The organism is Micromonospora avicenniae, assembly GCF_900156065.1.
GTDB lineage: Bacteria > Actinomycetota > Actinomycetes > Mycobacteriales > Micromonosporaceae > Micromonospora > Micromonospora avicenniae.
The window spans coordinates 313,193-335,460 of sequence record NZ_FTNF01000003.1 but is presented as its reverse complement, the minus strand read 5'-3'; the positions used below and the strand labels follow the sequence as shown (position 1 = coordinate 335,460).

Below are 22,268 nucleotides of genomic sequence, written 5' to 3'. Positions count from 1 at the left end.
GCATGGCGATCATCGCGCTGGTCTCCGCCAAGGGCTCGCCGGGCGTCACCACCTCGGCGTTGGCCGCCGCACTCACCTGGCACCGGCGGCTCGTGCTCGCGGAGTGTGATCCGGCCGGCGGTTCGATCCTCGCCGGCTTCCTCGGCGGCGCGCTCGACGGGCCCCGCGGCATCGGTGAACTCGCCGTCGGCGAGTTGCGCGACGGGAACCTGGAGACCGCGTTCTGGTCACAACTGGTCGACCTGGACGCGCCCCGGCGGGAACGGCTGCTGCTGCCCGGGGTGGTCGACCCGGCCCAGTCCGGCAGCGTCACCCCGCTGTGGCAGCGGTTCGCCGACTTCCTCACCGACCTGGAACGGGGCACACCCCCGTACGACGTGCTGGTCGACTGCGGCCGGCTGCACGTGACCAACCCGCCCTGGCCGCTGCTGCGCGCCGCCTCGGTGGTGCTCGTGGTGACCCGCGCCGAACTGCCCGACCTCTCCGGCGCGCAGGCCATGGTCAAGGCGATCGAGCGGGACTTCGCCGAGCACCGGGTACCGCCGGGCAACCTGCGGCTGCTGCTGGTCGGTGACGGGCACGGGCGCACCGAGATCAGTCGGGTGCTGCGCCTGCCGGTGATCGCCCGACTGCCGTACGACCCGCGTACCGCCCGGGTGCTCGCGTTCGGCGGAAACGTGCGGGCCGGACGGCCGCTGATGCGCGCGGCCGCCGCATTGGAGGTGCCGGTCGGCGCGCTGCTGGACCGGCGTCGAGCCCGGCTGGCCTGGCCCGTCCCGCAGGGAGTCCCACATGCGCTTTGAGCCCGTCTCGGCCGACCCGCGGCAGCAGCCGCCGGCCGCCGGCCCGGTCGCGCCGCCGAGCGCCACCTCGGTCACGCCGCCGCTCGCCCCGGCCAACGGCCGGCACCATGCACCGCCGCTCCCCGGGGCGGCCACCACCTCCCCGTCCCGGCCACGGCTCGACTTCCAGGTGGTCCGGGAACTGCGCCGGCAGCTCAGCGAACGACTCACCCTGTGGCAGCGCGGCCGGGAGTTCACCCCCGACGAGGAGGACACCGAGCGGGCCCGGCTCGCCGTGGCGGTCGTCTCGGAGTACGCCGACTCGGTCCGCCGGGCCGGTACGCCGATGCCCGCCGACGAGGAACGGAACCTGCTCGACCAGGTGACCGCGGAGTTGGTCGGCCTGGGCCGGCTGCAGACGCTGCTGGTCGACGAGACCATCGAGGAGGTGCACATCCTCGGCTGTGACCAGGTGCGCATCACCCGGCACGGCGGCGGGTCCGACTGGGCTGAGCCGATCGCCGACAGCGACGCCGAGCTCGTGGAGATCCTCCAGGCGGCGGCCCGGCGGGCCGGGGCCACGGAACGCTCGCTCTCCACGTCGAAGCCCACCCTCGACCTGCAACTTCCCGACGGCAGCCGGCTCGCCGCGGTGTTCCTGGTCAGCCACCGCCCGTACGCGGTTATCCGCAAGCACAACACGCTGGACGTGAGCCTGGACGACATCGCCGGCTCCCGGCCCGACCTGGACGAGATGATCGATCCGCTGCTACGCGACTTCCTCCGCGCGTCCATGCGCGCCGGGTTGAACATCATGGTCGCCGGGCTCGCCGGCGCCGGGAAGACGACCGTGATCCGGGCCCTCATGAACGAAATCCCGCCGGACGAGCCGTACGTGCTGCTGGAGGAGAGCCGGGAACTGCTGCCGGCCCGCCGCCAACCGCGGCACCGGGCGGTGATGAGCTTCGAGGCCCGCGAGGGGCACGGCGAGCGGGGACTGGACGGTCGTCCGGCCGGCGAGGTCACCATCGCCGACCTGATCCCGGTCTCACTCCGGATGGGCGTACTGCGGATCATCGTCGGCGAGGTCCGGTCCCGGGAGATCGTGCCGATGCTCCAGGCCATGACGACCAGCCGGGGCTCGATGTGCACCATCCACGCCCGTACCCCGGCCGGTGTCGGCGAACGGATCGTGGAGCTGGCCCTGGCGCACGGCCGGGAGATGACCGTCGACCAAGCACGCCGGATGGCCGGCAACGCGCTCGACCTGATCGTCTACGTGACAGTCGAGGACGAGACCGCGATCGGTGGCCGCAAACACCGGTTCGTCTCGCACGTCGAGGAGGTGATCGGTGCCGGCGACGCCGGCCGGATCACCACGACCACGGTGTTCGGCCCCGGGCCGGACGGCCGGGCGATCCCCCGGCACCTGCCGGAACGCGTACGCGACCAACTGCTCCGGGTCGGCTACGACGCGCGGTTGCTGACCCGCTGGATCGAGGCCGGCACCGGCGCCTGGCGGCGGCCACGGCAGACCCGACTGGCCCGGCGGTGACGGCGTGCGCGACGACGTCGAACTGATCGCGATGGTCTCCGGCGTCGCCTGCGTGGCCGGGCTGGTCCTGGCCGTGGTCGCGCTCGTCGGCACCCGGCGACCGCCCGGACCTGCCCCCGGCGCCGGGCCCGGCCTGCGCCGCCTCTGGTACGGGTCGGGCGGCACACCCGGCGAGCAGCGCAACCACCAGGCCCTGCTGGTCGGCGCGCTGGTGGCCGGAGCGGCGGCGTTCCTGCTCACCGGCCTGCCCGTGGTCGGTCTGCTGGTCGCGGTCGCGGTGCCCGGCACTCCCTGGCTGTTCAACGTGGGCCGGGCCGAGCAACGCGCCATCGCCCGGGTCGAGGCGGTCGGCGAGTGGACCCGCCGGCTCAAGGACGTCTCCGCCACCGGGCAGGGGCTGCAACAGTCGATCATCCATACCGTCGGCACCGCGCCGGAGGAGATCGAGGAGGAGGTACGGCTGCTCGCCGCCCGGCTCCAGGCCGGCTGGCTGGCCCGCTCCGCCCTGCTCGCGTTCGCCGACGAGATCGGCGACCCGGTCTGCGACCAGGTGGTGGCCGCGCTGATCCTGCACGTGACCGACCGGGGCGACCGCCTCGGCGACGTGCTCGGCTCGATAGCCGCCGCGGCGGCCGCCGAGGTGGCCACCCGGCGGGAGATCGAGGCGAAACGCACCCAGCCCCGGTTCGCGGTGCGCTTCCTGACCGGGATGACCCTCGCAACGCTCGGCTACGGGTTGCTCAACGACGAGTACATCCGCCCGTACGCCACGCCGATCGGCCAGCTGGTGATGACAGCTCTCGGTGCCACCTTCATCGGCCTGCTGGCCTGGGTGCGGTCGATGAGTCAGCCGCGGCGGCCGGCGCGTTTCCTGCCCGCCCCCGATCCGGAGGAGGCGATCGCGTGAGCGCGCGGAGCGGACCCCTGGCAACCGCGGGCGGGAACGGGAGGCCGGACCGGTGATCACCTACCTGAACTGGCAACTCGGGATCGCCGTGGGCGGCGGGGCGGCCGTCGGGCTCGGCCTGTTCCTGGTCGTACGCGAGCTGGTGCCGGCCTCCCCGGCGCTCGGGCCCGCGCTCCGCCGGCTGCACCAACCGGCGGGCACGACACCGCTCACCGCCCCGGCCGGACGACGCCTGGAGTGGCTCAGCGGGTTCTCGCGGTGGGTGCGCCCACCGCACCGGCAACTCGCGCTGATCGACCAGACCCCCGAGCAGTACGCGCTGTCGCTACTGCTGTCCGCACTGGTCGGGCTGGCCGCGCCGACCCTGCTGGGAGTGGCCTGCTTCGTACTCGGCATCTCCCTGCCACTGGCGGTGCCGGTGCTGGGCAGTCTCGGGCTCGCCCTGGGCGCGGCACTGCTGGCGCACCGGTCCGTCCTGGCCCGGGCCGCCAAGGCCCGGGAGGAGTTCCGGCAGGCGGTCTGCACCTACCTGGACCTCGTGGCGTTGCAGCTCTCCGCCGCGCACGGACCGGTGCAGTCGCTGGAGCGGGCTGCGGCGGTCTGCGACGGCTGGGTCTTCGACCGGATCGCGGAGGCGCTGCGGATCGCCCAGATGCAGATGCACTCACCGTGGGACGAGCTGCGGGACCTCGCCGACCGGATCGGCATCCCCGAACTCGGCGACGTCGGCGCGATCATGCGCTCGTCCGGCAGCGAGGGGGCGCAGGTGCACGAGACCCTGCGCAGCCGGGCCGACTCACTGCGCGACCAGATCCGTACCGACAACCTCGCCCGGGCCGAAGGTGTGACCAGTCGCCTCGACATCCCCGGCGCGCTGCTCGTCTTCGTCCTGCTCGGCTTCGTCGTCTACCCGTTCATCGCCCGCATGTGAACCCCCGATCCGAGAAGGAGCACGCCATGTCCCTCTTCACCTACGTGCACGTCGCGTTGACTACACGCCTGGCCGAGTTGCGCCGCGACGGCGAACGCGGGGACAGTCCCGTGCCGACCGCCGTCATCATCTTCGGCCTGGTGTTCGTGGCGACGATCGTCACCGGTCTGGCCCTCGCCAAGGCGGAGGACTGGATGAACGGCATCCCGGCCCACAGCAACCCGACCAAGCCGTAACCGGCGATGCACCGAGCCGCTCAGCGCCGGGGACACCGGACGGCACCCACCGTCCGGTGCCCCCGTAGGGCCGTGACCGGCCGCTCCGCGCGCCGCGCCGTCCACCGGGTGGCCGGCGCGGCGCTGCAACGGACGACCGCCCGCGGCGCGGACCGCGGCGCCAGCCCGGTCGAGTTGGCGGTGGTGATGCCCGTGATCCTGGTGCTGCTCTTCGCCTCGGTGCAGATCGCCGTCTGGTTCGTGGCCCGGTCGACCGCGCTGAACGCCGCGCAGAGCGCGGTGAACGCGCAGCGGGTGCACCAGGCTCCCGCGGACGCCGGTGCCCGGCGGGCCACCCGCTTCCTCCGCGCCTCGGGTGACTGGCTGGTCGGCTGGGATCGGCCCGGTCCGTCCTGCCAGACCGGTGCTGCCGAGGTGACCTGCACCGTGCGCGGCCGGTCCCTCTCGGTGATCCCGCTGGTGAGTTTTGCGGTGGTGCAAACCGCGCACGGGACGAAGGAACGGTGGACCACGCCGTGACCCGAGACAACGGACGCGGTTCGGTCTCCATCGAGGTGGCGGTGCTCGCCCCGGCGTTCATCGCGCTGATCGTGCTCGCCGGGGTGACCGGTCGCAGCGCGGTGGCGGCCGAGGCTATCGAGGCCGCCGCCCACGACGCGGCCCGGGCCGCCTCCATCTCCCGGGACGCCGGCACCGCCCGCGACGAGGCTCGGAATGCGGCCCGGCAGCAGCTGAGGTGGGAGGACATGAACTGTGTCGACGGCCCGACCTTCAAGTTCAGCGGCTCGGTCGCCGGCCGTCCCACCAGCTTCGGCGCGGCCTTCCACAGCCGGGCCGGCCGCGAGGCCACGGTCACCGTCGAGGTGAGCTGCACCCTGTCCTACGCGGACCTGCACCTCTCCGTGCTGCCCGGTATGCCCAGCGGCAACGCGGTCTCGGCGAGCTTCACCTCACCGCTGGACCGCTACCGGAGTCGCAGATGACCGCCGGGCCGGGCCGCGACGCGGGGCGGGTGAGCATCTACCTCGCGGTGGCGATGGTGGGGGTGCTCGCCATCATCGGGCTCTCCTACGACGGGGCCGGTCAGCTGCGTACCCTGCAACGCGCCGACAACCTGGCCGCCGAGGCGGCCCGCGCCGGCGGGCAGGCCGTCGACCGGGCCACCGCGATCGCCGGCGGGCCGAAGCAGATCGACAAACGGCAGGCCCGTGCCGCGGTGGCCGACTACCTCGCCGCCGCCGGCAGCGCTGGACACACGGTCGGTTTCCCGGTCGTGGACGGCGAGACCTTGATCCGCGTACGCGTCACCGTCACGTACCGCAGGTCGATGCTCGGCCTGTTCGGCCTCGACGACACCGTCACCGTCACCGGTGAGGCGACCGCGCGTGCCCTCACCGGACCGTAGAAGGAAGGCAGCCATGGGTCGCTCCGCCCTACGCCGGACCGGACGGATCCTCACCGGGTTCGGCGCACTGATCGTGCTCTGTGCGGTGCTGGTGGGCGCCCCGATGGCGCTGCTCGCCCTCGCCGGCAACCCGCTCCCCGACCACGTACCGGCTCTCGCCGAGGTCGGCGCCACGCTGACCAGTCGCGATGACGGGCAACTCTTCCTGCGGGCGCTGGCCGTCGTCGGCTGGTTCGGCTGGGCCACGTTCGCCCTCTCGGTGCTCGTCGAACTGGGCGCGCAGGCGTTGCGCCGACCGGCGCCCCGGCTGCCGGGCATGAGCCGGCAGCAGCGCGCGGCGGCCGCACTGGTCGGCTCGGTCGCGCTGATCCTCGCCGCCGCCCCGGCGGCCAACGCCGCCACGGTCGCCTCCCAGGCGTACGCCGGACCGGCCGCAGCCGGTGTGCACGCGGCACCCTCGGGTGCGGCGCCGGTCGCGTTCTCCGCCAATCCAGGAACGATCGCGCCCACCGCGTCGGCGACGGCGAACACGCGGGACGAGCGGGCGAGCGGCCCGGCGGTGTACCGGGTCGCGAGGGGCGACTACCTCGGCGCGGTCGCCGAGCGCTACCTCGACGAGTTCGTCGACTACCGCGAGCTGGCCCGGATCAACCGGCTCGCCGACCCCGACCGGATCCGCCCGGGACAACTGCTCAAGCTGCCGGAACAGGCGACCGATCGGGGCGTGCGACCGCATGCCACCGGTCGTCTCGTGGGCCGCCCCTCGCCACGTCCCACGCCGGCCACCGGGCGGGTCGCCGGGGCACACGAGACCCGGCCGGCGCCGAGCACCCCGGATGCCGGGAACTCGCACGGCGACTCCGCGCGCCCCGACGCCGAGGCGCCCGCGATGACGGTGGGCGCGGCCCGCGCCGGTGAACCGGACCGGCTGAACCGCCCGTTGGCGGTCTCCGCCGTACTCGCCGTGGCCAGCATCGTCGGCGCGCAGATAGGTGCCGTCCTCGGGCTGCGCCGCCGCCCGGCCACGGCCGGCACACGAACGGGCGCGACGAGTGCGGCGACGCACGGACGGACGGGTCCGACGGCGACCAGCGTGGTGCGCGCGTTGCCCAGCGGTCAGGCCGGCGCACCCGCCCGAGCCGCCGGGGAGCTGCCGGTCGGGCGACACCGTCGCGACTGAACCGGTCCCGGCGGCGCCCGCCAGCAGGAGGCGTCGTACGCCCGCACCGGCGCGCCGCTCAGGGCAGCCGCGCCTCGATCATGCCGTTACGGATGCGGGTGGGCAGCACCTGCCCGTCGTTGCCGGACGGACCGTGCACCACCTCGCCGCCGTTGAGCCGGAACGTGCTGCCGTGCCACGGGCAGACCACGCAGTCGTGCCCGTCCACCTGCTGCACCTCGCCCTGGCCCAGCGGGCCGCTCTGGTGCGGGCAGCGCTCCAGCATCACCGTCACGTCGTCGCCGTGCCGGTAGAGGATCACCGACACGTCGTCGATCTCGCGGGTGATCAGCTGCCGCTGCGGAAGGCTCGCCATGTCACCCAGCGGATGCCAGCCCTGGCTGATCAGGTGCAGCTCGGAGATGCTCTGGCTGACCTGCGCGCCCTGCTTGTACGCCAGGTGCCCACCGATGTAGGCGCCGAGGCTGACGGCACCGAGGCCCGCCATGCCGAGCGCGCGGCCGAGCCGGTGCTGACCGGAGAAGCGCGCCGCCAGCGAGCCGGCGTAGCAGGCCAGCGCCACGCTGTTGGCGGCGGCGTGCACCAGGCCGACCCGGCGCTGGTCGGGTGCCAGTGCCGCCCAGTCGTTGAGTCCGGCGACGATCGCCGGGAGGGCGCTCACCGTGCCGACCGCGGTCAAGGTCGTGGCGGCCCGGCGCTGCCCGGGCATCAGGTCGAGGATCGCCGCGCTGATCCAGGATCCGACCGGCACCTGCACCATCGCCGGGTGCAGCGGGTGGCCCAGCGGGACACCGTGCAGCAGGTCCCGAATCCGCTGCGGTCGCAGGACCGCCTGGACCGCGCGCTGCAGCGGATCACCCACCCGGTCCAGCCGCGTGTTCTGCTCGATTTTCGTCAGGAGTGCTCGCACGGGTAGCGACTTCCCGGTCTTCGCCGTCGCAAACCGGTCGCCGGGGACGGATTCGTAGCCAAGCGTGACCACCGTACGATCCCGCCGTGACGGGTTCCGCAGGTGAGACCGACGGGCCCGTTCAGTCGGTCACCGGCCTCCAGCGCTCCGCGTGGATCGCGTCGGCCAGCGGACGTTTCTGCCGCCAGCCGTGCCGGGCCAGGTCGGGCACCGATTCCAGGTGGGTCACGGGCCCGACGCAGAGCCAGGCGATAGGCCGGATGCCGGCCGGGATGCCGAGCAGCTCGGCGAGCCAGGGCTCCCGGTAGAACGAGACCCACCCGACGCCGAGCCCTTCGGCGGTGGCGGCCAGCCAGAGGTTCTGGATGGCCAGGCAGGCCGAGTAGAGCCCGGTGTCGGCGATCGCGTGCCGGCCGAGCACGGCCGGGCCGCCCCGGGCCGGGTCGTACGTGACCACGATCGAGAGGGTGGACTCCCGTACCCCGTCGATCTTGATCCGGGCGAACCGCTCGGCGGCCTCCCCGGTGAGGGTGCCGGCGAAGGTGTCCCGCTCGGCACTGACGTGCTCGTGGAAGCGGTGCCGGGTCTCCGGGTCGCGGACGACGATGAAGTCCCAGGGTTGCGAGTAGCCGACGCTCGGCGCGGCGTGCGCTGCGGCGAGGATCCGGTGCAGCGTGTCGTCGGGCACCGGAGCCCCGGTGAACTGGGCCCGCACGTCCCGGCGGCGGTGGATGACGTCGTACAGGTCGGTGTTCACGGCACCCCTCATGATCACGTTCGCGGGCATGGTAGCCCCTGGTGTACCGGCACCGCCGCGGGCATGCTGTGTCGATGGGTGTACGGGTCGAACGTCACGGACCGGTGACCACTGTGATCCTGGACCGGCCGGCGGCGCGCAACGCCGTGGACGGGCCGACCGCGCGGGCGCTGGCCGACGCGTTCCGCGCCTTCGACGCCGACCCGGACGCCTCGGTCGCGGTGCTCTGGGGTGCCGGCGGCACGTTCTGCGCCGGCGCCGACCTGAAGGCGATCGGCACGCCGAGCGGCAACCGAGTGGAGCCGGACGGGGACGGCCCGATGGGCCCCACCCGGCTGGCCCTGGGCAAGCCGGTGATCGCGGCGATCTCCGGGTACGCCGTCGCCGGGGGTCTGGAGCTGGCGCTCTGGTGCGATCTACGGGTCGCCGAGGCCGACGCGGTGCTCGGCGTGTTCTGCCGACGTTGGGGTGTCCCACTGATCGACGGGGGCACCGTCCGGCTGCCCCGGCTCATCGGCGAGAGCCGCGCGATGGACCTGATCCTCACCGGCAGGGCCGTGCCGGCGCAGGAGGCGTACGGCATGGGTCTGGTCAACCGCCTGGTCGCGCCGGGCACGGCGCGGGCGGAGGCCGAGCGGTTGGCCGCCGAGCTGGCGCGGCACCCGCAGCCCTGCCTGCGCAACGACCGGGCGGCGGTGCTCGCCGGCGCCGGGCTGCCCGATCCCGCGGCGATGGCGAGCGAGCTGGCGTACGGGATGGAGTCGCTGGCCGCGGACGCGGTGGCGGGCGCGGCCCGGTTCGCCGCCGGCGCCGGCCGGCACGGCGTTCCGGCCGGCTGACCGGAACGGCGGACGCCGCCGGGAGAATGGCCTCCCCCGGCGGCGTCCAGCTGTGGACGGTCAGTTGCGGATGATGGTGAACGTCGAGGTGGTGTTCCTGATGTCGACGTCGTTGTCGGTCAGCCGCAGGTTGGTGAAGGTCGCCGAACCGACCGCCGGGCCCTGACCCGGCTCGGGCATCTCGTTCGCCCAGATGGCGAAGCCCGACTTGGCGTCGAAGGCGTCTCCGCTGCGCCGCGCCCCGGAGATCGAGACGTTGGTGAAGACCGTGTCGGTGACCGGGTTCTCCGGCTGGCTGCCGGTGTACTTGGTCTGGAACATGATCCCGGAGTACGTCGGGTCCACGATGTCCACGTCCGTGACCCGGATACCGCGGAACTCCTTCGACGCCGAGAAGATCCAGATCGCCGGGAAGGTCTGCGCGCCCCAGAAGTGGCCGCCGGACCGGATCAGGGAGATGTTCTCGAACCGGGTGGGTGGGCTGGCTCCGAACCCGATGAACGGGTAGCCGAAGTCCAGCGAACTGATCGTGATGCCGGAGTACGTCAACTGGTCGGCGATGTAGAGGTTGCGGAACACGTTGTCGTAGCCGCCGTACACCGCGATGCCCGCCGCCCGCCAGGTCAGCGTGGCGGTCAGGTTCTCGAACACGTTGCCGTGGTTGCCGGTCGACGCGCCCTGGTCGGTGGCGGAGAAGAGCGCGAACGCGTCGTCACCGTTGGACCGGCCCTCCGAGTTGGCGACCCGGTTGTCGGTGCTGCCGTTGGTCATGTTGACCGCGTCGGCGAAGGTGTTGCGGAACCGGCTGTTCGTGATGGTGAGGCCGCTGACGCTGACCCCCCAGTACGCGCAGACGGTGTGCTCGACCCAGACGTTGTCCAGGGTCATGTCGTCGACGTCCTTCAGCTCACCCCAGACCTTCCCCGGCCCGTCGATCCGGTTGGTGTAGTTGCCGAAGAAGGCGAGGTGCTCGAAGGACGACCCGCTGGCCGAGGGTTCCACCCGGAAACCGGCGTCGGTGTTCTGCTGCGACGTCGGGGTCTGGAAGCGGGTGAACCACATGCCGGCGCCGACGACCTTGACCGGCTTGCCGTAGACCTGGAACTTCTGCGAGGTCTCGTACGTGCCGGCCGGCAGGTAGACACCGGTCAGCGTGCCGGAGGTGTCCATCCGCACCGCGTCCAGGGCGTTCTGCACGTCGGAGTGGCTGAACCCGTTCGGCACCTTGTACCGGGCCGGGTCCGGGTTGGCCCGCGGCGACACCTGCTCCAGGTTGATGAAGTCGATGGCGTACGTGGTGTTGTTGGCCGGGTCCTTCTGCAGCCGGATCCGGCTGCCGGCCGGGATCGTGGAGTTCAGCAGGACGTTCGCCTCGTCGTAGAGGTGCCGGGGCGGCCCCGCGCTCGGCGAGTCGCTCGGGCCGGCCTCGGCGCCGTACAGCCAGATGTGCTTCGAGGTGAGGCTGATCGGCTTGTGCAGCACCCCGTCGACGTAGATGTTCAACGTCGAGTCGATGCCACCGCCGCCCGGCGCGTCCGGGATCGAGAACCGGGTCACCAGCGCGTTGGCCGGGGCCTTGGTGGTCCACTCGACGTACGCGCCGTTGTTGTTGAGGGTGACCGCTCGCCGGCCGGACGCCTCGCCGGCCAGGTCACCGATGGTCCGGTTCGGCGCGAGCACCTGCGCCCCGCCACCGACCGTGCCCTCCTCGGCCTCGTACATGTCGTACGGCAGGTTCGCCCCGCGCCCGACGAAGAGCGGCCGCTCGCTGGTGTTGTTCTGCCGCTTCACCGGCAGCTCGTTGGCGTCGTCGGCGAGCACCACCCGGACGGTGTACCGGCCGTTGGCCGCCGTCCAGCCGCCGAGGCTCACCGGCCCGGCGGTCGCGCCGGCCGCGATGGTGCCGCTGTACGAGCCGGTCAGCGTGCGGACCACGGTGCCCGAGTCGTTGACCACGGTTAGCGTGATGCCGTGCGCGCCCGCCGCCGAGGCGACAGTGCCCTGGTTGCGGATGGTCACCGCGAAGTCGACCGTGGCTCCGGCGCTCGGTGTGCCAGGTGACCAGGTCACCGCCGAGGCCACCAGGTCGGAGCTGGCCACCGGGCTGACGGTGAGCGCGTTGGGGCTGGTGTAGCTGTTGTTCGCCTCGTTCTGCTCGATCACCGTGTTGGCCTCGTCGACCTTCGCCACGAGTTCGTAGCTGCCGGCGTTGCGCGGGCCGATGTTCGCCGAGACGGTGGTCGACGCGCCGGCGGCCAGCGCGCCGACATTCGCCGTGCCGACCTTCGTCGTACCCAGGTAGAGGCCGACGGCCGTGGCCGCGGAGCCCGCGGTGCCGGCGTTGCGGACCGTGGCGGAGAGGGTGATCGAGTCGGTCTCGACCGGCGCGGCGGGTGACGCGGTGAGACCGGTGACCGTGAGGTCCGGGTTCGGGGCCGGTACGCCGATCACCTGAAGCTCGGCGACCTGCCCGTTGGACGAGCCGGAGTTCGCGGTGAACTGGAGCCGGACGTCGGCGGCGGTCGCCGAGACCGGGATGGTCACCGTGTTGCCGCTCGCCGGGTTGAACGAGTAGGTGGCCGACCCGACCAGCGTGGTGAACCCGGAGGCCGACTGCTCCCGGCCGAGCACCTGGAACGTCTGGGTGCGCGGTCCCCAGACCGGATCGGGGTTGAGCTTCACCACCAGCGAGTTGACCGTCGCGTTCGCGCCGAGCGCCACGGTCAGCGTGCTCGGGTACGCCCCGGGCGCGCCCTCCCAGTAGGTGGTGACGTCGTCGTCGTTGGCGTTGACGGCGTTGAAGATGTGCACCACCGAGGAGGCGGTGATCGGCTTGCCGACGGCGAGGTTGCTGCCGCCCGGCGTGCTGCCGGGGCGGGTGACGATGTTGCTGTTCGCCGACACGTTCCCCGCCGCGTCCCGGGCCCGGACGAAGTAGGAGACGGTCGCCGACGCGGGCTGGCTGTCGGTATACGTCAGCGTGGAACCGTTGACGCTGCCGCGCAACGTGCCGTTGGCGTACACGTCGTAGCCGGTCACCCCGACGTTGTCGGTCGCCGCGGTCCAGGTCAGCCGGATCTGCCCACTCGCCGGCTGGGTGTAGGCCAGGTTGCCCGGCGCGGTCGGCGCCATGGTGTCACCGGTGTTGCCGGTGCGGGTCACCGAGTTGCTGTTCGCCGACACGTTGCCGGCGGCGTCCCGGGCCCGTACCTGGTAGGTCACCGTGGCGGAGGCCGGCTGGGTGTCGGTGTACGTGAGCGTCGAACCGACGACGCTGGTGCGCAGCACCCCGTTGGCGTAGATGTCGTAGCCGGTCACGCCCACGTTGTCGCTCGACGCGGTCCAGGTGAGCCGGACCTGGTCGGCGGCCGGTTCGGTGAAGGCGAGGTTGCCGGGCGCCGAGGGCGGCTGGGTGTCGCCGGTCGCCGGGCCGTAGACCTCCAGCTCGGAGAGCTGCCCGGCGGGCCAACCGGTGTTCGCCGTGACCAGCAGGCGGACGTAGCGGGTGGCGGCGTTGGGCACGTCGACGGTGACGGAGTTGCCGGAGCCGGGGTTGAAGGCGTACGACGCCGAGGCGACCAGGGTGCTGAAGCTCGACCCGTTGGTGCTGCCCAGCACGGTCAACGTCTGGCTGCGCGCGCCCCAGCCGCCGGGCAGTTTGAGCACCAGCCGGTTGACGTTCACCGTGGCGGCCAGGTCCACCTGGATCCACTGCGGGAAGGCGTTGTTGGCGCTCTCCCAGTAGGTGCCGGCGTTGCCGTCGTTGGCATTGGCCGCGCCGTAGACGTCGGCGTGGCTGCTCTCCGCCATCGCCTTGCCGAGCGCCAGGTTGGTCGACGAGGTCGCCGCGCCGTACACCTCCAGCTCGGCGAGCTGGGCGGCCGGCCAACCGGTGTTCGCGGTGACGTGGACGCGGACGAACCGGGTGCTGGTGGCCGGGAAGTTGATGGTCACGGTGTTGCCGCCGGCCGGGCTGAACGACCGCCCGGCGGCGGAGACGATGGTGCTGAAGCCGCTGCCGTCCGCGCTGCCCTGCACGGAGAGCGTCTGGGTACGCGCCTCCCAGCTGCCGGGCAGCTTGAGGATCACCTGGTCGATCGACCGGCTGGAGCCGAGGTCCACCTGGGCCCACTGCGGGAGGGCACCGCTGCTCTCCCAGTAGCTGCCCTGGTTGCCGTCGATCAGGTTCGCGGCGACGTACGGGGCGTTGGTGCTGCTCGCGGAGGTGCTCCTGCCGGCGGCGAGGTTCGGGCCGCCCGCAGCGGCGGCGGGTGGTGCCGGGGCCGCGGTGACGGCCAGGCCGATCACGGCCAGTACCGCGATCACTCGGGTACGGAATCTGGACATGGTTGCGGACACCTTCTTCCCGGGGGACGTGGAGAGGCGTGTGCGGTGGTGCGGGGTGTGGCGGGCGCCGGCTCGAAGGTGTAGCCGGTCGGGCGCGGGCTCTTCGGGGTGGGTGGTGGTGGCGTGATCGGGCATGAGCTGGGCTCTCCCTCTCGTCGGTGGTCCAGATCCCCCCGTGCGTTGCAGTCCCCCCGTGCGTTGCGGTCCCCCCCGTGCGTTGCGGTCCCCCCGATGCGTTGCGGTGTGCGGCAGCTACCTCCGGGTCGGTCTCGGCCGGCCGGGCCGGCGGGCTGGCGGAAAGCCGGCGGTGGGAGGGCACCGCCGGGTGGTGCGGGTGCGGTGCCGGCGGCGGGACGGAGCCGCCGGCACGGCGGGATCAGGCCGGGTCGGAACCGGCGGGAATCGGTTCGGCGGTGCGCAGCCAGACGGCGGTGTCCGGCGGCAGCAGGTCGTCGTCGAGCGGGCCGCTGGCGAGCAGCCGCTCGGTGTGCGGCGGCAGGGGCACCGCCCCGGCGGAGATGTTGACCAGGCAGGTGAAGCCGGGTGAGCGGTGGTAGGCGAGCACCCCCTCCGGAGCGGGCAGCCAGGTCATCGCGCCGTCGCCGAGCGCGGGGTCGGCCCGGCGGATGGCGATCGCCCGCCGGTACAACTCCAGCATCGATCGCTCGTCGCCGGCCTGCGCCTGCGCCGTCCGGTCCTTCCAGTCGGCCGGTTGGGGAAGCCACGGCGTCCCCGTCGCCTCGTCCGGGCTGAAGTCGAACGGCGGCGTCTCGCCGGACCAGGGCAGCGGGACGCGGCACCCGTCACGGCCCGGGTCGACACCACCCGAGCGGAAGTGCATCGGGTCCTGCCGCAGCTCACGCGGAATGTCCTCGACCTCCCAGAGGCCCAGCTCCTCGCCCTGGTAGACGTAGGCCGCACCGGGCAGCGACAGCGACAGCAGCGCTGCGGCCCGGGCCCGCCGGGTGCCCAGCTCCAGGTCGGTGGGGATCCCTTCGCGCTTCGCGGCGAAGCTGAACGTGGTGTCGGCCCGGCCGTAGCGGGTGACGTGCCGGGTCACGTCGTGATTGGAGAGGACCCAGGTGGCCGGCGCGCCGACCGGCGCGTGGGCGCTCAGCGTCCCGTCGATGCTCTCGCGCAACGCGGCGGCGTCCCAGGCGCAGCCGAGGAAGTCGAAGTTGAACGCCGCGTGCAGCTCGTCCGGGCGCAGGTAGTTGGCGAACCGCTGCCGGTCCGGCATCCACACCTCGCCGATCAGCGCCCGGTCGCCGGGGTAGGAGTCGGCGACCCGCCGCCAGGCGCGGTAGATCTCGTGCACGCCGTCGAGGTCGCGGAACGGGTGCGGCCGCCCGGGCAGCGTCTCCGGCAGCGAGCCGTCCTTGACCAGCAACCCGGCCGAGTCGATCCGGATACCGTCCACTCCCCGGTCGAACCAGAACCGCAGGATGTCCTCGAACTCCGCGCGCACCCTCGGGTGGTCCCAGTTGAAGTCGGGCTGTTCGGCGGTGAACAGGTGCAGGTACCAGTCGCCGGGGGTGCCGTCCGGATCGGTGGTGCGGGTCCACGTCTCGCCGCCGAACTCGCCGACCCAGTCGGTGGGCCGCTGATCGCCGTTCGGGCCCCGGCCGGGACGGAACCAGAACAGATCCCGCTCGGGCGCGTCCGGTCCGCCGGCGAGTGCCGCCTGGAACCAGGGGTGTGCGTCGGAGCAGTGGTTCGGCACGACGTCGACGATCGTCCTGATACCGAGCGCATGTGCCTCCGCGATCAGCGCCTCCGCCTCCGCCAGCGTGCCGAACACCGGGTCGATGTCGCGGTAGTCGGCCACGTCGTAGCCGGCGTCGGCCATCGGCGAGGGATACCAGGGGCTGAACCAGATCGCGTCGACGCCGAGCGTGGACAGGTAGTTGAGCCGGGACCTGATCCCGGCGATGTCGCCGATCCCGTCGCCGTTGCCGTCGGCGAAGCTACGCGGGTAAACCTGGTAGATCACCGCTCCACGCCACCACGGACTACCGTCTGCTGTGGACACGAGCACCTGCTTTCTGCGTTACGTCGGCGGGTTCGCCGGACCTAGTTCTGTACCGGGCGAACGATCGTTGTTCGCCGCGGGAGGGGTCGCGCCGGTGCGTCCGGCCTCGTCGGCCGCACCCGAGGACGCGCAGCACCCCGGGGATCGAGAGCTAACCCTTGAGGCTCCCCGTGGTCAGACCGGACATAATGTTGCGCTGGAAGATCAAAAAGATGATCACGGTCGGGATCGCGGCGATGACCGATGCGGCGATCACCACGTTCATCGGCGTACCACCCGCGAAGGCGTAGATGCCGACGCTGACCGTGCGCGTCTCGGGCGACGGCATCACCAGCTTCGGCCAGAGGAAGTCCTTCCACACCGCGGTCACGGCGAAGATCGACACCACCCCGAGGATGGGACGCGACATCGGCAGGACGACCGACCAGAGCGTGCGCAGCGCCGTCGCCCCGTCGATGAGGGCGGCCGCCATCAGGTCCTCCGGGATCGAGTCGAAGAACCGTTTGAGGAGGAAGATGTTGAACGCGTTCGCGACCAGGGGCAGCCAGATCGCGAACGGCGAGTCGAGCAGGTTGATGTGCAGGATCGGCAGGTCGATCACCGTCACGTACTGCGGGACGATGAGGACCATCGCCGGGATCATCAGCGTCGCCAGCATCATGGCGAGGATCGCGTTGCCGAAGATCGGGCGGAGCTTCGACATCGCGTACGCGGCGGCGGTGTCGAGGACGAGCTGGAACAGCACCGCGCCGGCCGCGTAGTAGAACGTGTTGAAGAGCAGCTTGGCGAGAGCCAGGTTGTTCCACGCGTCGGCGTAGTTCTGCCACTGCGGGTCCTGGGGGAAGAGCGACGGCGGGGTCTGTGCGATCTCCTGGCCGGACTTGAGCGCCCCGGTGACCATCCAGTAGAGCGGCCCGAGGAAGACGAGCGTGAAGCCCACGACCACGACGGCGACCAGCGTCCAGTAGATCGCCTTGCCGCGCCCGCGCCGAAGCTGGGCGTGCGAGATGAGGGTCCGGGTGCCGGAGTCGTGTGCCATTTCTCGTCCGTCCTAGTCCTGTTTCGCCGTCAGCCGCAGGTAGACCGCGGAGAAACCGGCGAGCACCACGAGCATGATCACGCCGAGCGCCGCGGCGCCGTTGAGATCGTTCTGGAAGAACCCGTGCTGGTAGATGAGGTACGCGACCGAGGTCGCCGAGTCCTCCGCCCCCGCGCCGTTGGCGAGGATCAGCGGTTCGATGAAGAGTTGCATCGTGGCGACGATCTGCATCATCGCCATGAGGGCGAGGATCAGCCGGGTCTGCGGGATGGTCACGTTCCAGATCCGGCGCCAGATCCCGGCGCCGTCGAGTTCGGCCGCCTCGTAGAGCTCGCCGGGGATGTTCTGCAACGCCGCCAGATAGATGAGTACGGCGCCGCCCATGTTCATCCAGGTCGAGGCGATCACCATCGCCGGCATCGTCATCCCCGGGGACTGCATCCACTGGGAGGTGGGCAGGTGCAGGGCCTTGAGAATCGCGTTGAAGAGTCCCGCCTCGCTGGGGTCGTACGCGTAGAACTTGAAGAGGAAGAGCGCCGAGGCCGGCGGCAGCATCACCGGCAGGTAGACCAGGACCCGCAGGTACCCCTTGGCGTGGCGCAGCTCGTTGAGCAGGATCGCCACGAAGAACGGCACCGCGTACCCGAGGACCAGCGCGAGGACGGTGAAGTAGAAGGTGTTCTTCCAGGCGGTCCAGAAGCTGGGGTCGTCGATGATGCGGGTGTAGTTGTCCCAGCCCACCCAGGTGGTGACACCGCGCCGAGTGCGCTGGAAGCTCATCACGACGCCGCGGATCATCGGATACCAGGAGAAGAGGGCGAAGCAGAGGACCGCACCGATCAGGAACGCGTGCCCGGTGAGGTTGTCGCGTACCTTGCGGCCCAGGCTCGTACGCCGTGGCCGTTCCGCGTACGGCGATGAGGGGCGACCCGGTCTGGTGGTACCCGGGACGGTGGTGATCGCCAAGGCAACTCCTGGTGAGTCGGTGACCGGACGTACGGCAAGGTGGCGTGGGGGCCGGCGCGCCGGCCCCCACCCGGATCAGCCCTCCGCGGCGAGGAGCTGATCGACCTTCTGCTCGGCCGTCTTCAGCAGCGCGTCGAGGTTGGCGTTCGGGTTCGTGAGCACCCCGGACATCGCCGCGTCGAGCACCGCGTAGATCGCCTGCGCGTTGCGCGGCTCACCCTTGATCGGAATCGGGTTCGCCTCGAAGAGCGCGAAGTTCGCCGTGTCGACGTTCGCGTTCGCCTTGCGCAGCTCGAACTCCTGCTTCTGCGCCTCGCTGCCGTTGGCGAAGAGCAGCGGCTGCGGCAGCCCCACCGGATAGTTCTGCGGCTTGGCCCGGACGTAGTCGAACTGACCCTTGCCCGGCGTCAGCTTCTGGTACGCGATCCACTTCAGCCCGGCCTTGACCTGCTCCGGGGTGAGGCCCTTCTTGAAGAAGTAGCCCTCGCCACCGCCGAGCGTCCCCTTCGCGGGGCCGTCCTGGCCGGGCAGCGGGCCCATCGCCCAGTCCTGGAACTTGCCCTGGAACTGGCTGACGATCGCCTGGGTGGTGTCGGGCGCGCCGATGAACATGCCGACCTTGCCCGCGGCGGCGTTGGTCAGCAGGTCACCCCACTGGAGCAGCTGGCGGCTGCCCATGCTGTTGTCGCCGTACCGCATGTCCTTCAGGTTCTGCAGGACCTGCTTGCCCATCGGGTTGTTGAAGTCGGCCTTCTTGCCGTCCTCGGTGAGCACCTGGCCGCCCTGCGAGTAGAGCAGGGAGGTGAAGTGCCAACCGCCCGTGTTGCCGGCGCTGTACTCCGCGTAGCCGGCGATGCCGTCACCGAGCGCGGCGATCTTCTTGGCCGCCTCGCGGACCTCGGGCCACGTCTTCGGCGGGTTGTTCACGTCGAGCCCCGCCCGCTGGAACAGGACCTTGTTGTAGACCAGACCCATCGAGTAGTTCTTCACCGGGACGGCGTAGAGCTTGCCGCCGTCGGTGAAGACCTCCTTGAGCGCCGGGTCGACACTGTCCCAGGTGGAGATCGTGTCCTTGTTGGCGAACTCGGTGATGTCCATCGCCTGACCGGAGTCGAGCACCTGCTGGAGGTCGGTCATGTATCCGTAGAACACGTCGGTGACGGTGCCGCCGGACAGCCGGGCGGTGAAGTCCGGCGGGTTGTTGCACTGCTCGCCGACGCTCACGCTCTTGATGATGATGTCGGGGTTCTGCCGCTGGAACTCGGCGACGTCGTCGTTCCAGTTCTGCAACAGCTCCTTCTGAGCGCCGACCGGCTGGCAGTCGACGGTGATGGTGACCTTGCCGCCTGCGTCGTTCGACGTGTCGTCACTCTTCGTGGAGCAAGCCGTGAGGCTGATTCCCAGGCCGGCCACGAGCGCTAACGCCGCAGCCTTCCGGTACTGCGGTACGGACATCTGTCCATCCCTTCGGGAACGGGTGTCTCCATGACCTTCGCTGAGCTGCGGTGATCGCCACCGCGGCGATGCCCTGCCATTGATCTGCATGCGCGATGCGACCCGCCCCCGGGTAGGTGCGCCGAGGTCAGGTGTGAGTGAAGTCACTGTAACGAGGTGGACTCACAGCGGCAAGGTATGGATTCCACGATGAAAGGACGCGACTTGATTACGAGAGATCATGACAGTGTCTTGAAAGCTGGTCGAAGTCCGGGGCTTTGCCGCCTTTGGGTAGGCACGAAGAGGCCGCCGACCGCGATCAGCGGCCGGCGGCCTTGACGTCGTTCAGCAGCCGGGGCGGGGGCTCGGGGCGAGGGCTCCGTTCAGCGGCCGGGGGCCGGAGCGGTGGAGCCGCGCACCACCAGTTCAGGCTCGAACAGCAGCTCGTCGTGCAGCACGCCGGCGCCCTCGATCTGGGTGACCAGCAGGTCCACCGCGGCCTGCCCCATCGTCTCGATCGGCTGCCGGACGGTGGTGAGCGGCGGGTCGGTGCAGGTCATGAACGCCGAATCGTCGAAGCCCACCACCGACACGTCGCCGGGCACCGAACGGCCCAGCCGACGCACCGCCCGGATCGCGCCGAGGGCCAGCACGTCGCTGGCACAGATCACCCCGGTCACCCCGCGGTCGACCAGCTTGCTCGCGGCCACCCGGGCGCCCTCCATGGAGAAGCTGGACCGTTCGACCCACTCGGTCGGGTCGGCCCAGCCGGCGATCCGCGCGACCGCGGCGAGCTTGCGCCGGGACGGGACGTGCCCCTCCGGCCCGAGCACCATGCCGATCCGCTCGTGCCCGAGCGAGCGCAGATGCCCGTACGCCTGCTCCACGGCGACCGCGTCGTCGGTGGAAACCCGGGGGAAGCCCAGTTCGTCCACACCGGCGTTCACGAGAACCACGGGGAGCCCCCGGTCGGTCAACCGGCGGTAATGGTCGTGTGGCGCGTCGGCCAGGGCGTACGAGCCACCCGCGAAGATCACGCCGGAGACCTGGTGGTCCAGGAGCATCTCGACGTAGTCCGCCTCCGAGACGCCGCCGATGGTGCGGGCGCAGAGCGCGGGGGTGAATCCGCGCTGCGCCAGCGACCCGGTGACCACCTCGGCGAGCGCTGGAAAGATCGGGTTCTGCAGCTCGGGAAGGACCAGCCCCACCAGCCGGGCGCGCTCACCGCGCAGCTTGGTCGGCCGCTCGTAGCCGAGCACGTCGAGCGCGGTGAGCACCGCCGTACGCGTCGTCTCGGAGACGCCACCACGCCCGTTGAGCACCCGACTCACGGTGGCCTCGCTGACGCCAGCCTTCCGGGCCACCTCGGTCAACCGTTTCGTCACGGCGTAATCCTATGCCAGACCATTGCAAGAAATGAACAGCACGGTGCCGTCTCGCGTCAGATCAGCGCAGCTCGTGCAGCGCGGCCTCGATCGCCCGATGGAACGTCGGGTACGCATAGATCATGTGCCGCAGCTGGCTGAGCGGCACCGCCGCGTGCACGGCGACGACCAGCCCGGAGAGCACCTCGCCACCGGCCGGACCGGCCGAGGTCGCCCCGATCAGTACGCCCTGGTCGGCGTCCGCGATCAGCTTGATGAAGCCCTCGTCGCCGACCCGATGGATCCAGCCCCGGGTCGAGTCGCTGAGCTTGCTGAAACCGACCTGGACGTTGATGCCCCGGGAGCGGGCCTGCTCCTCGGTGAGGCCGACCGCGCCGACCTCCGGATCGGTGAACGTGACCCGGGGCAACGCCCGGTAGTCGGCTCGGGGAACGGTGCCGGCCGTTCCGCTCGACCCACTGGCGCCGAGCGCGCTGGCCGAACCCATCGCACCGCCGACCACGCTCGCCGTGCCACTGGGGTCGGCGCCGGGCCGGCTGTGCCGGGCACGGTCGAGCACGTCCGCGATCACGATCGCCGCCTGGTACATCGCGATGTGCGTGAACGCGCCCTCGCCCGTCAGGTCGCCGACCGCCCAGATTCCGTCGGTGACCCGCATCCGGTCGTCGACCGGCAGGTAGCGCTGGTCGGCGTCCACCCCCACGCTGTCCAGCCCCAGCTCGTCCAGGTGTGCCCGGCGGCCGGTGACCACCAGCAGCCGTTCCGCGGTGAACTCGGCCCCGCCCTGAGCGCGGAGGGTGAACCGCTCACCGTCGTGGTCGACCCGCTCGGCCCGTACGCCGGTGTGGATCTCGACTCCGTCCGCGCGCAGCGCGGACGCGGCCACCTCCGACGACTCCGGCTCCTCGACGGCGAGCACCCGATCCAACGCTTCGACGATGGTGACCCGTACGCCGAACCGGGCGAAGACCTGTGACAGCTCCAGCCCGATCGCCCCGCCGCCGAGCACCAGCAGCGATTCGGGCAGCTCCTCCACCTCGATGGCCTGGTGGTTCGTCCAGTACGGCGTTCCGGCCAGTCCCTCGACGGGCGGCACCGATGGGCGGGTGCCGGTGCCGAGCACGACGCCGTACCGGGACTCGAAGACCTGGTCGCCGACCCGTACCCGGCCCGGACCGTCCAACCGACCGCTGCCCCGCACGAACCGACCGCCCCGGCCGACGAACCGCTCGACCGCGGCCCGGTCGTTCCAGGTGTCGGTCGCCTCCTCGCGGATCCGCTTCGCCACGGGCGCCCAGTCCGGTCGCACCTCGGCGCTGCCGGCCAGCCCGTCGATCCGACGGGCCTCGGCGAGGGCGTTCGCCGCCCGGATCATCATCTTGCTCGGGATGCAGCCCCAGTACGGGCACTCGCCGCCGACCAGGTCCCGCTCGATGCCGACGACGCTCAGGCCGGCCTCGGCGAGTCGCCCGGCCACCTCCTCGCCGCCGACGCCGAGGCCCACCACGATCACGTCCACCTGCTCCGACTCCACCACGGACCCAGCATCCCCCAGCCGGATCG

General features: G+C 71.5%; 19 protein-coding genes. 10 read left to right on the top strand and 9 right to left on the bottom strand.

Annotation, left to right across the window (positions count from 1 at the left end; genetic code table 11):
- Nucleotides 1-2 precede the first annotated feature (2 nt).
- From BXA10_RS07240 to BXA10_RS07200, 9 genes are read left to right on the top strand one after another with little or no spacing between them, the layout of a single operon-like run.
- Entirely contained in the window at nucleotides 3-803 is an 801-nt protein-coding gene (locus BXA10_RS07240) for a CpaE/TadZ family protein (protein ID WP_076468883.1), read from the top strand.
- Entirely contained in the window at nucleotides 793-2,337 is a 1,545-nt protein-coding gene (locus BXA10_RS07235) for a TadA family conjugal transfer-associated ATPase (protein WP_076468880.1), read from the top strand. Before BXA10_RS07240 ends, BXA10_RS07235 begins: the two co-directional genes overlap by 11 nt.
- A 31-nt stretch (nucleotides 2,338-2,368) precedes the next feature.
- Entirely contained in the window at nucleotides 2,369-3,244 is an 876-nt protein-coding gene (locus BXA10_RS07230) for a type II secretion system F family protein (RefSeq protein ID WP_076469278.1), read from the top strand.
- A 55-nt stretch (nucleotides 3,245-3,299) separates the two neighbouring features.
- Nucleotides 3,300-4,175, top strand: coding sequence for a type II secretion system F family protein (locus BXA10_RS07225; protein ID WP_425436042.1), 876 nt, complete (start codon nucleotides 3,300-3,302; stop codon nucleotides 4,173-4,175).
- 26 nt (nucleotides 4,176-4,201) lie between these two features.
- Nucleotides 4,202-4,411 (top strand): hypothetical protein, encoded by a 210-nt coding sequence (locus BXA10_RS07220; RefSeq protein WP_076468877.1) that lies wholly within the window; start codon nucleotides 4,202-4,204, stop codon nucleotides 4,409-4,411.
- A gap of 6 nt (nucleotides 4,412-4,417) precedes the next feature.
- Nucleotides 4,418-4,930 (top strand): TadE/TadG family type IV pilus assembly protein, encoded by a 513-nt coding sequence (locus BXA10_RS07215; protein ID WP_084752290.1) that lies wholly within the window; start codon nucleotides 4,418-4,420, stop codon nucleotides 4,928-4,930.
- Nucleotides 4,915-5,394, top strand: a complete 480-nt coding sequence (locus BXA10_RS07210; RefSeq protein WP_076468874.1) for a TadE/TadG family type IV pilus assembly protein — start codon at nucleotides 4,915-4,917, stop codon at nucleotides 5,392-5,394. The genes BXA10_RS07215 and BXA10_RS07210 overlap by 16 nt, the downstream gene beginning before the upstream one ends.
- Nucleotides 5,391-5,816, top strand: coding sequence for a pilus assembly protein TadG-related protein (locus BXA10_RS07205; RefSeq protein WP_076468871.1), 426 nt, complete (start codon nucleotides 5,391-5,393; stop codon nucleotides 5,814-5,816). The genes BXA10_RS07210 and BXA10_RS07205 overlap by 4 nt, the downstream gene beginning before the upstream one ends.
- Before the next feature lie 13 nt (nucleotides 5,817-5,829).
- Nucleotides 5,830-6,996, top strand: a complete 1,167-nt coding sequence (locus BXA10_RS07200; RefSeq protein WP_076468868.1) for a LysM peptidoglycan-binding domain-containing protein — start codon at nucleotides 5,830-5,832, stop codon at nucleotides 6,994-6,996.
- Between the two features lie 58 nt (nucleotides 6,997-7,054).
- On the opposite strand, the gene BXA10_RS07195 is transcribed toward BXA10_RS07200, so the two are convergent.
- Both BXA10_RS07195 and bluB read right to left on the bottom strand, forming a co-directional pair.
- Nucleotides 7,055-7,906: a Rieske (2Fe-2S) protein gene (locus tag BXA10_RS07195; protein ID WP_076469269.1), complete on the bottom strand. Its 852-nt coding sequence runs from the start codon at nucleotides 7,904-7,906 to the stop codon at nucleotides 7,055-7,057.
- Nucleotides 7,907-8,027: 121 nt separating this feature from the next.
- Nucleotides 8,028-8,663: a 5,6-dimethylbenzimidazole synthase gene (bluB, locus tag BXA10_RS07190; protein ID WP_245828154.1), complete on the bottom strand. Its 636-nt coding sequence runs from the start codon at nucleotides 8,661-8,663 to the stop codon at nucleotides 8,028-8,030.
- A 74-nt stretch (nucleotides 8,664-8,737) separates the two neighbouring features.
- On the opposite strand from bluB, the gene BXA10_RS07185 reads away from it, so the two are divergent.
- On the top strand, nucleotides 8,738-9,502 hold the full coding sequence (locus BXA10_RS07185) for a crotonase/enoyl-CoA hydratase family protein (protein WP_076469265.1): 765 nt from the start codon (nucleotides 8,738-8,740) through the stop codon (nucleotides 9,500-9,502).
- Between the two features lie 60 nt (nucleotides 9,503-9,562).
- On the opposite strand, the gene BXA10_RS07180 is transcribed toward BXA10_RS07185, so the two are convergent.
- The 7 genes from BXA10_RS07180 to BXA10_RS07150 form a co-directional block, all read right to left on the bottom strand.
- The gene (locus BXA10_RS07180) at nucleotides 9,563-13,849 is read right to left on the bottom strand and encodes a galactose-binding domain-containing protein (RefSeq protein ID WP_076468865.1); all 4,287 of its coding nucleotides are present in this window, start codon (nucleotides 13,847-13,849) and stop codon (nucleotides 9,563-9,565) included.
- Nucleotides 13,850-14,225: 376 nt separating this feature from the next.
- Entirely contained in the window at nucleotides 14,226-15,842 is a 1,617-nt protein-coding gene (locus BXA10_RS07175; protein WP_175649136.1) for a glycoside hydrolase family 13 protein, read from the bottom strand.
- Between the two features lie 190 nt (nucleotides 15,843-16,032).
- A complete protein-coding gene (locus BXA10_RS07170) occupies nucleotides 16,033-16,920 on the bottom strand; it encodes a carbohydrate ABC transporter permease (RefSeq protein ID WP_076468863.1) in 888 nt (295 codons plus the stop codon).
- Between the two features lie 12 nt (nucleotides 16,921-16,932).
- Entirely contained in the window at nucleotides 16,933-17,886 is a 954-nt protein-coding gene (locus BXA10_RS07165) for a carbohydrate ABC transporter permease (protein WP_076468861.1), read from the bottom strand.
- A 75-nt stretch (nucleotides 17,887-17,961) separates the two neighbouring features.
- Entirely contained in the window at nucleotides 17,962-19,341 is a 1,380-nt protein-coding gene (locus tag BXA10_RS07160; protein ID WP_076468858.1) for an ABC transporter substrate-binding protein, read from the bottom strand.
- A 362-nt stretch (nucleotides 19,342-19,703) separates the two neighbouring features.
- Nucleotides 19,704-20,705, bottom strand: a complete 1,002-nt coding sequence (locus BXA10_RS07155) for a LacI family DNA-binding transcriptional regulator (protein ID WP_076468855.1) — start codon at nucleotides 20,703-20,705, stop codon at nucleotides 19,704-19,706.
- Nucleotides 20,706-20,766: 61 nt separating this feature from the next.
- Entirely contained in the window at nucleotides 20,767-22,239 is a 1,473-nt protein-coding gene (locus BXA10_RS07150; RefSeq protein WP_076468853.1) for a dihydrolipoyl dehydrogenase family protein, read from the bottom strand.
- Between the last annotated feature and the right edge of the window lie 29 nt (nucleotides 22,240-22,268).

Excerpts from the sequence above, each read along its gene's own strand:
- BXA10_RS07185 (WP_076469265.1), top strand. The coding sequence starts at position 8,738 with ATGGGTGTACGGGTCGAACGTCACGGACCGGTGACCACTGTGATCCTG.
- BXA10_RS07205 (WP_076468871.1), top strand. The coding sequence starts at position 5,391 with ATGACCGCCGGGCCGGGCCGCGACGCGGGGCGGGTGAGCATCTACCTC.
- BXA10_RS07200 (WP_076468868.1), top strand. The coding sequence starts at position 5,830 with ATGGGTCGCTCCGCCCTACGCCGGACCGGACGGATCCTCACCGGGTTC.
- BXA10_RS07215 (WP_084752290.1), top strand. The coding sequence starts at position 4,418 with ATGCACCGAGCCGCTCAGCGCCGGGGACACCGGACGGCACCCACCGTC.
- BXA10_RS07180 (WP_076468865.1), bottom strand. The coding sequence starts at position 13,849 with ATGTCCAGATTCCGTACCCGAGTGATCGCGGTACTGGCCGTGATCGGC.
- BXA10_RS07160 (WP_076468858.1), bottom strand. The coding sequence starts at position 19,341 with ATGTCCGTACCGCAGTACCGGAAGGCTGCGGCGTTAGCGCTCGTGGCC.
- BXA10_RS07220 (WP_076468877.1), top strand. The coding sequence starts at position 4,202 with ATGTCCCTCTTCACCTACGTGCACGTCGCGTTGACTACACGCCTGGCC.
- BXA10_RS07170 (WP_076468863.1), bottom strand. The coding sequence starts at position 16,920 with ATGGCACACGACTCCGGCACCCGGACCCTCATCTCGCACGCCCAGCTT.
- BXA10_RS07235 (WP_076468880.1), top strand. The coding sequence starts at position 793 with ATGCGCTTTGAGCCCGTCTCGGCCGACCCGCGGCAGCAGCCGCCGGCC.
- BXA10_RS07230 (WP_076469278.1), top strand. The coding sequence starts at position 2,369 with ATGGTCTCCGGCGTCGCCTGCGTGGCCGGGCTGGTCCTGGCCGTGGTC.
- BXA10_RS07240 (WP_076468883.1), top strand. The coding sequence starts at position 3 with ATGGCGATCATCGCGCTGGTCTCCGCCAAGGGCTCGCCGGGCGTCACC.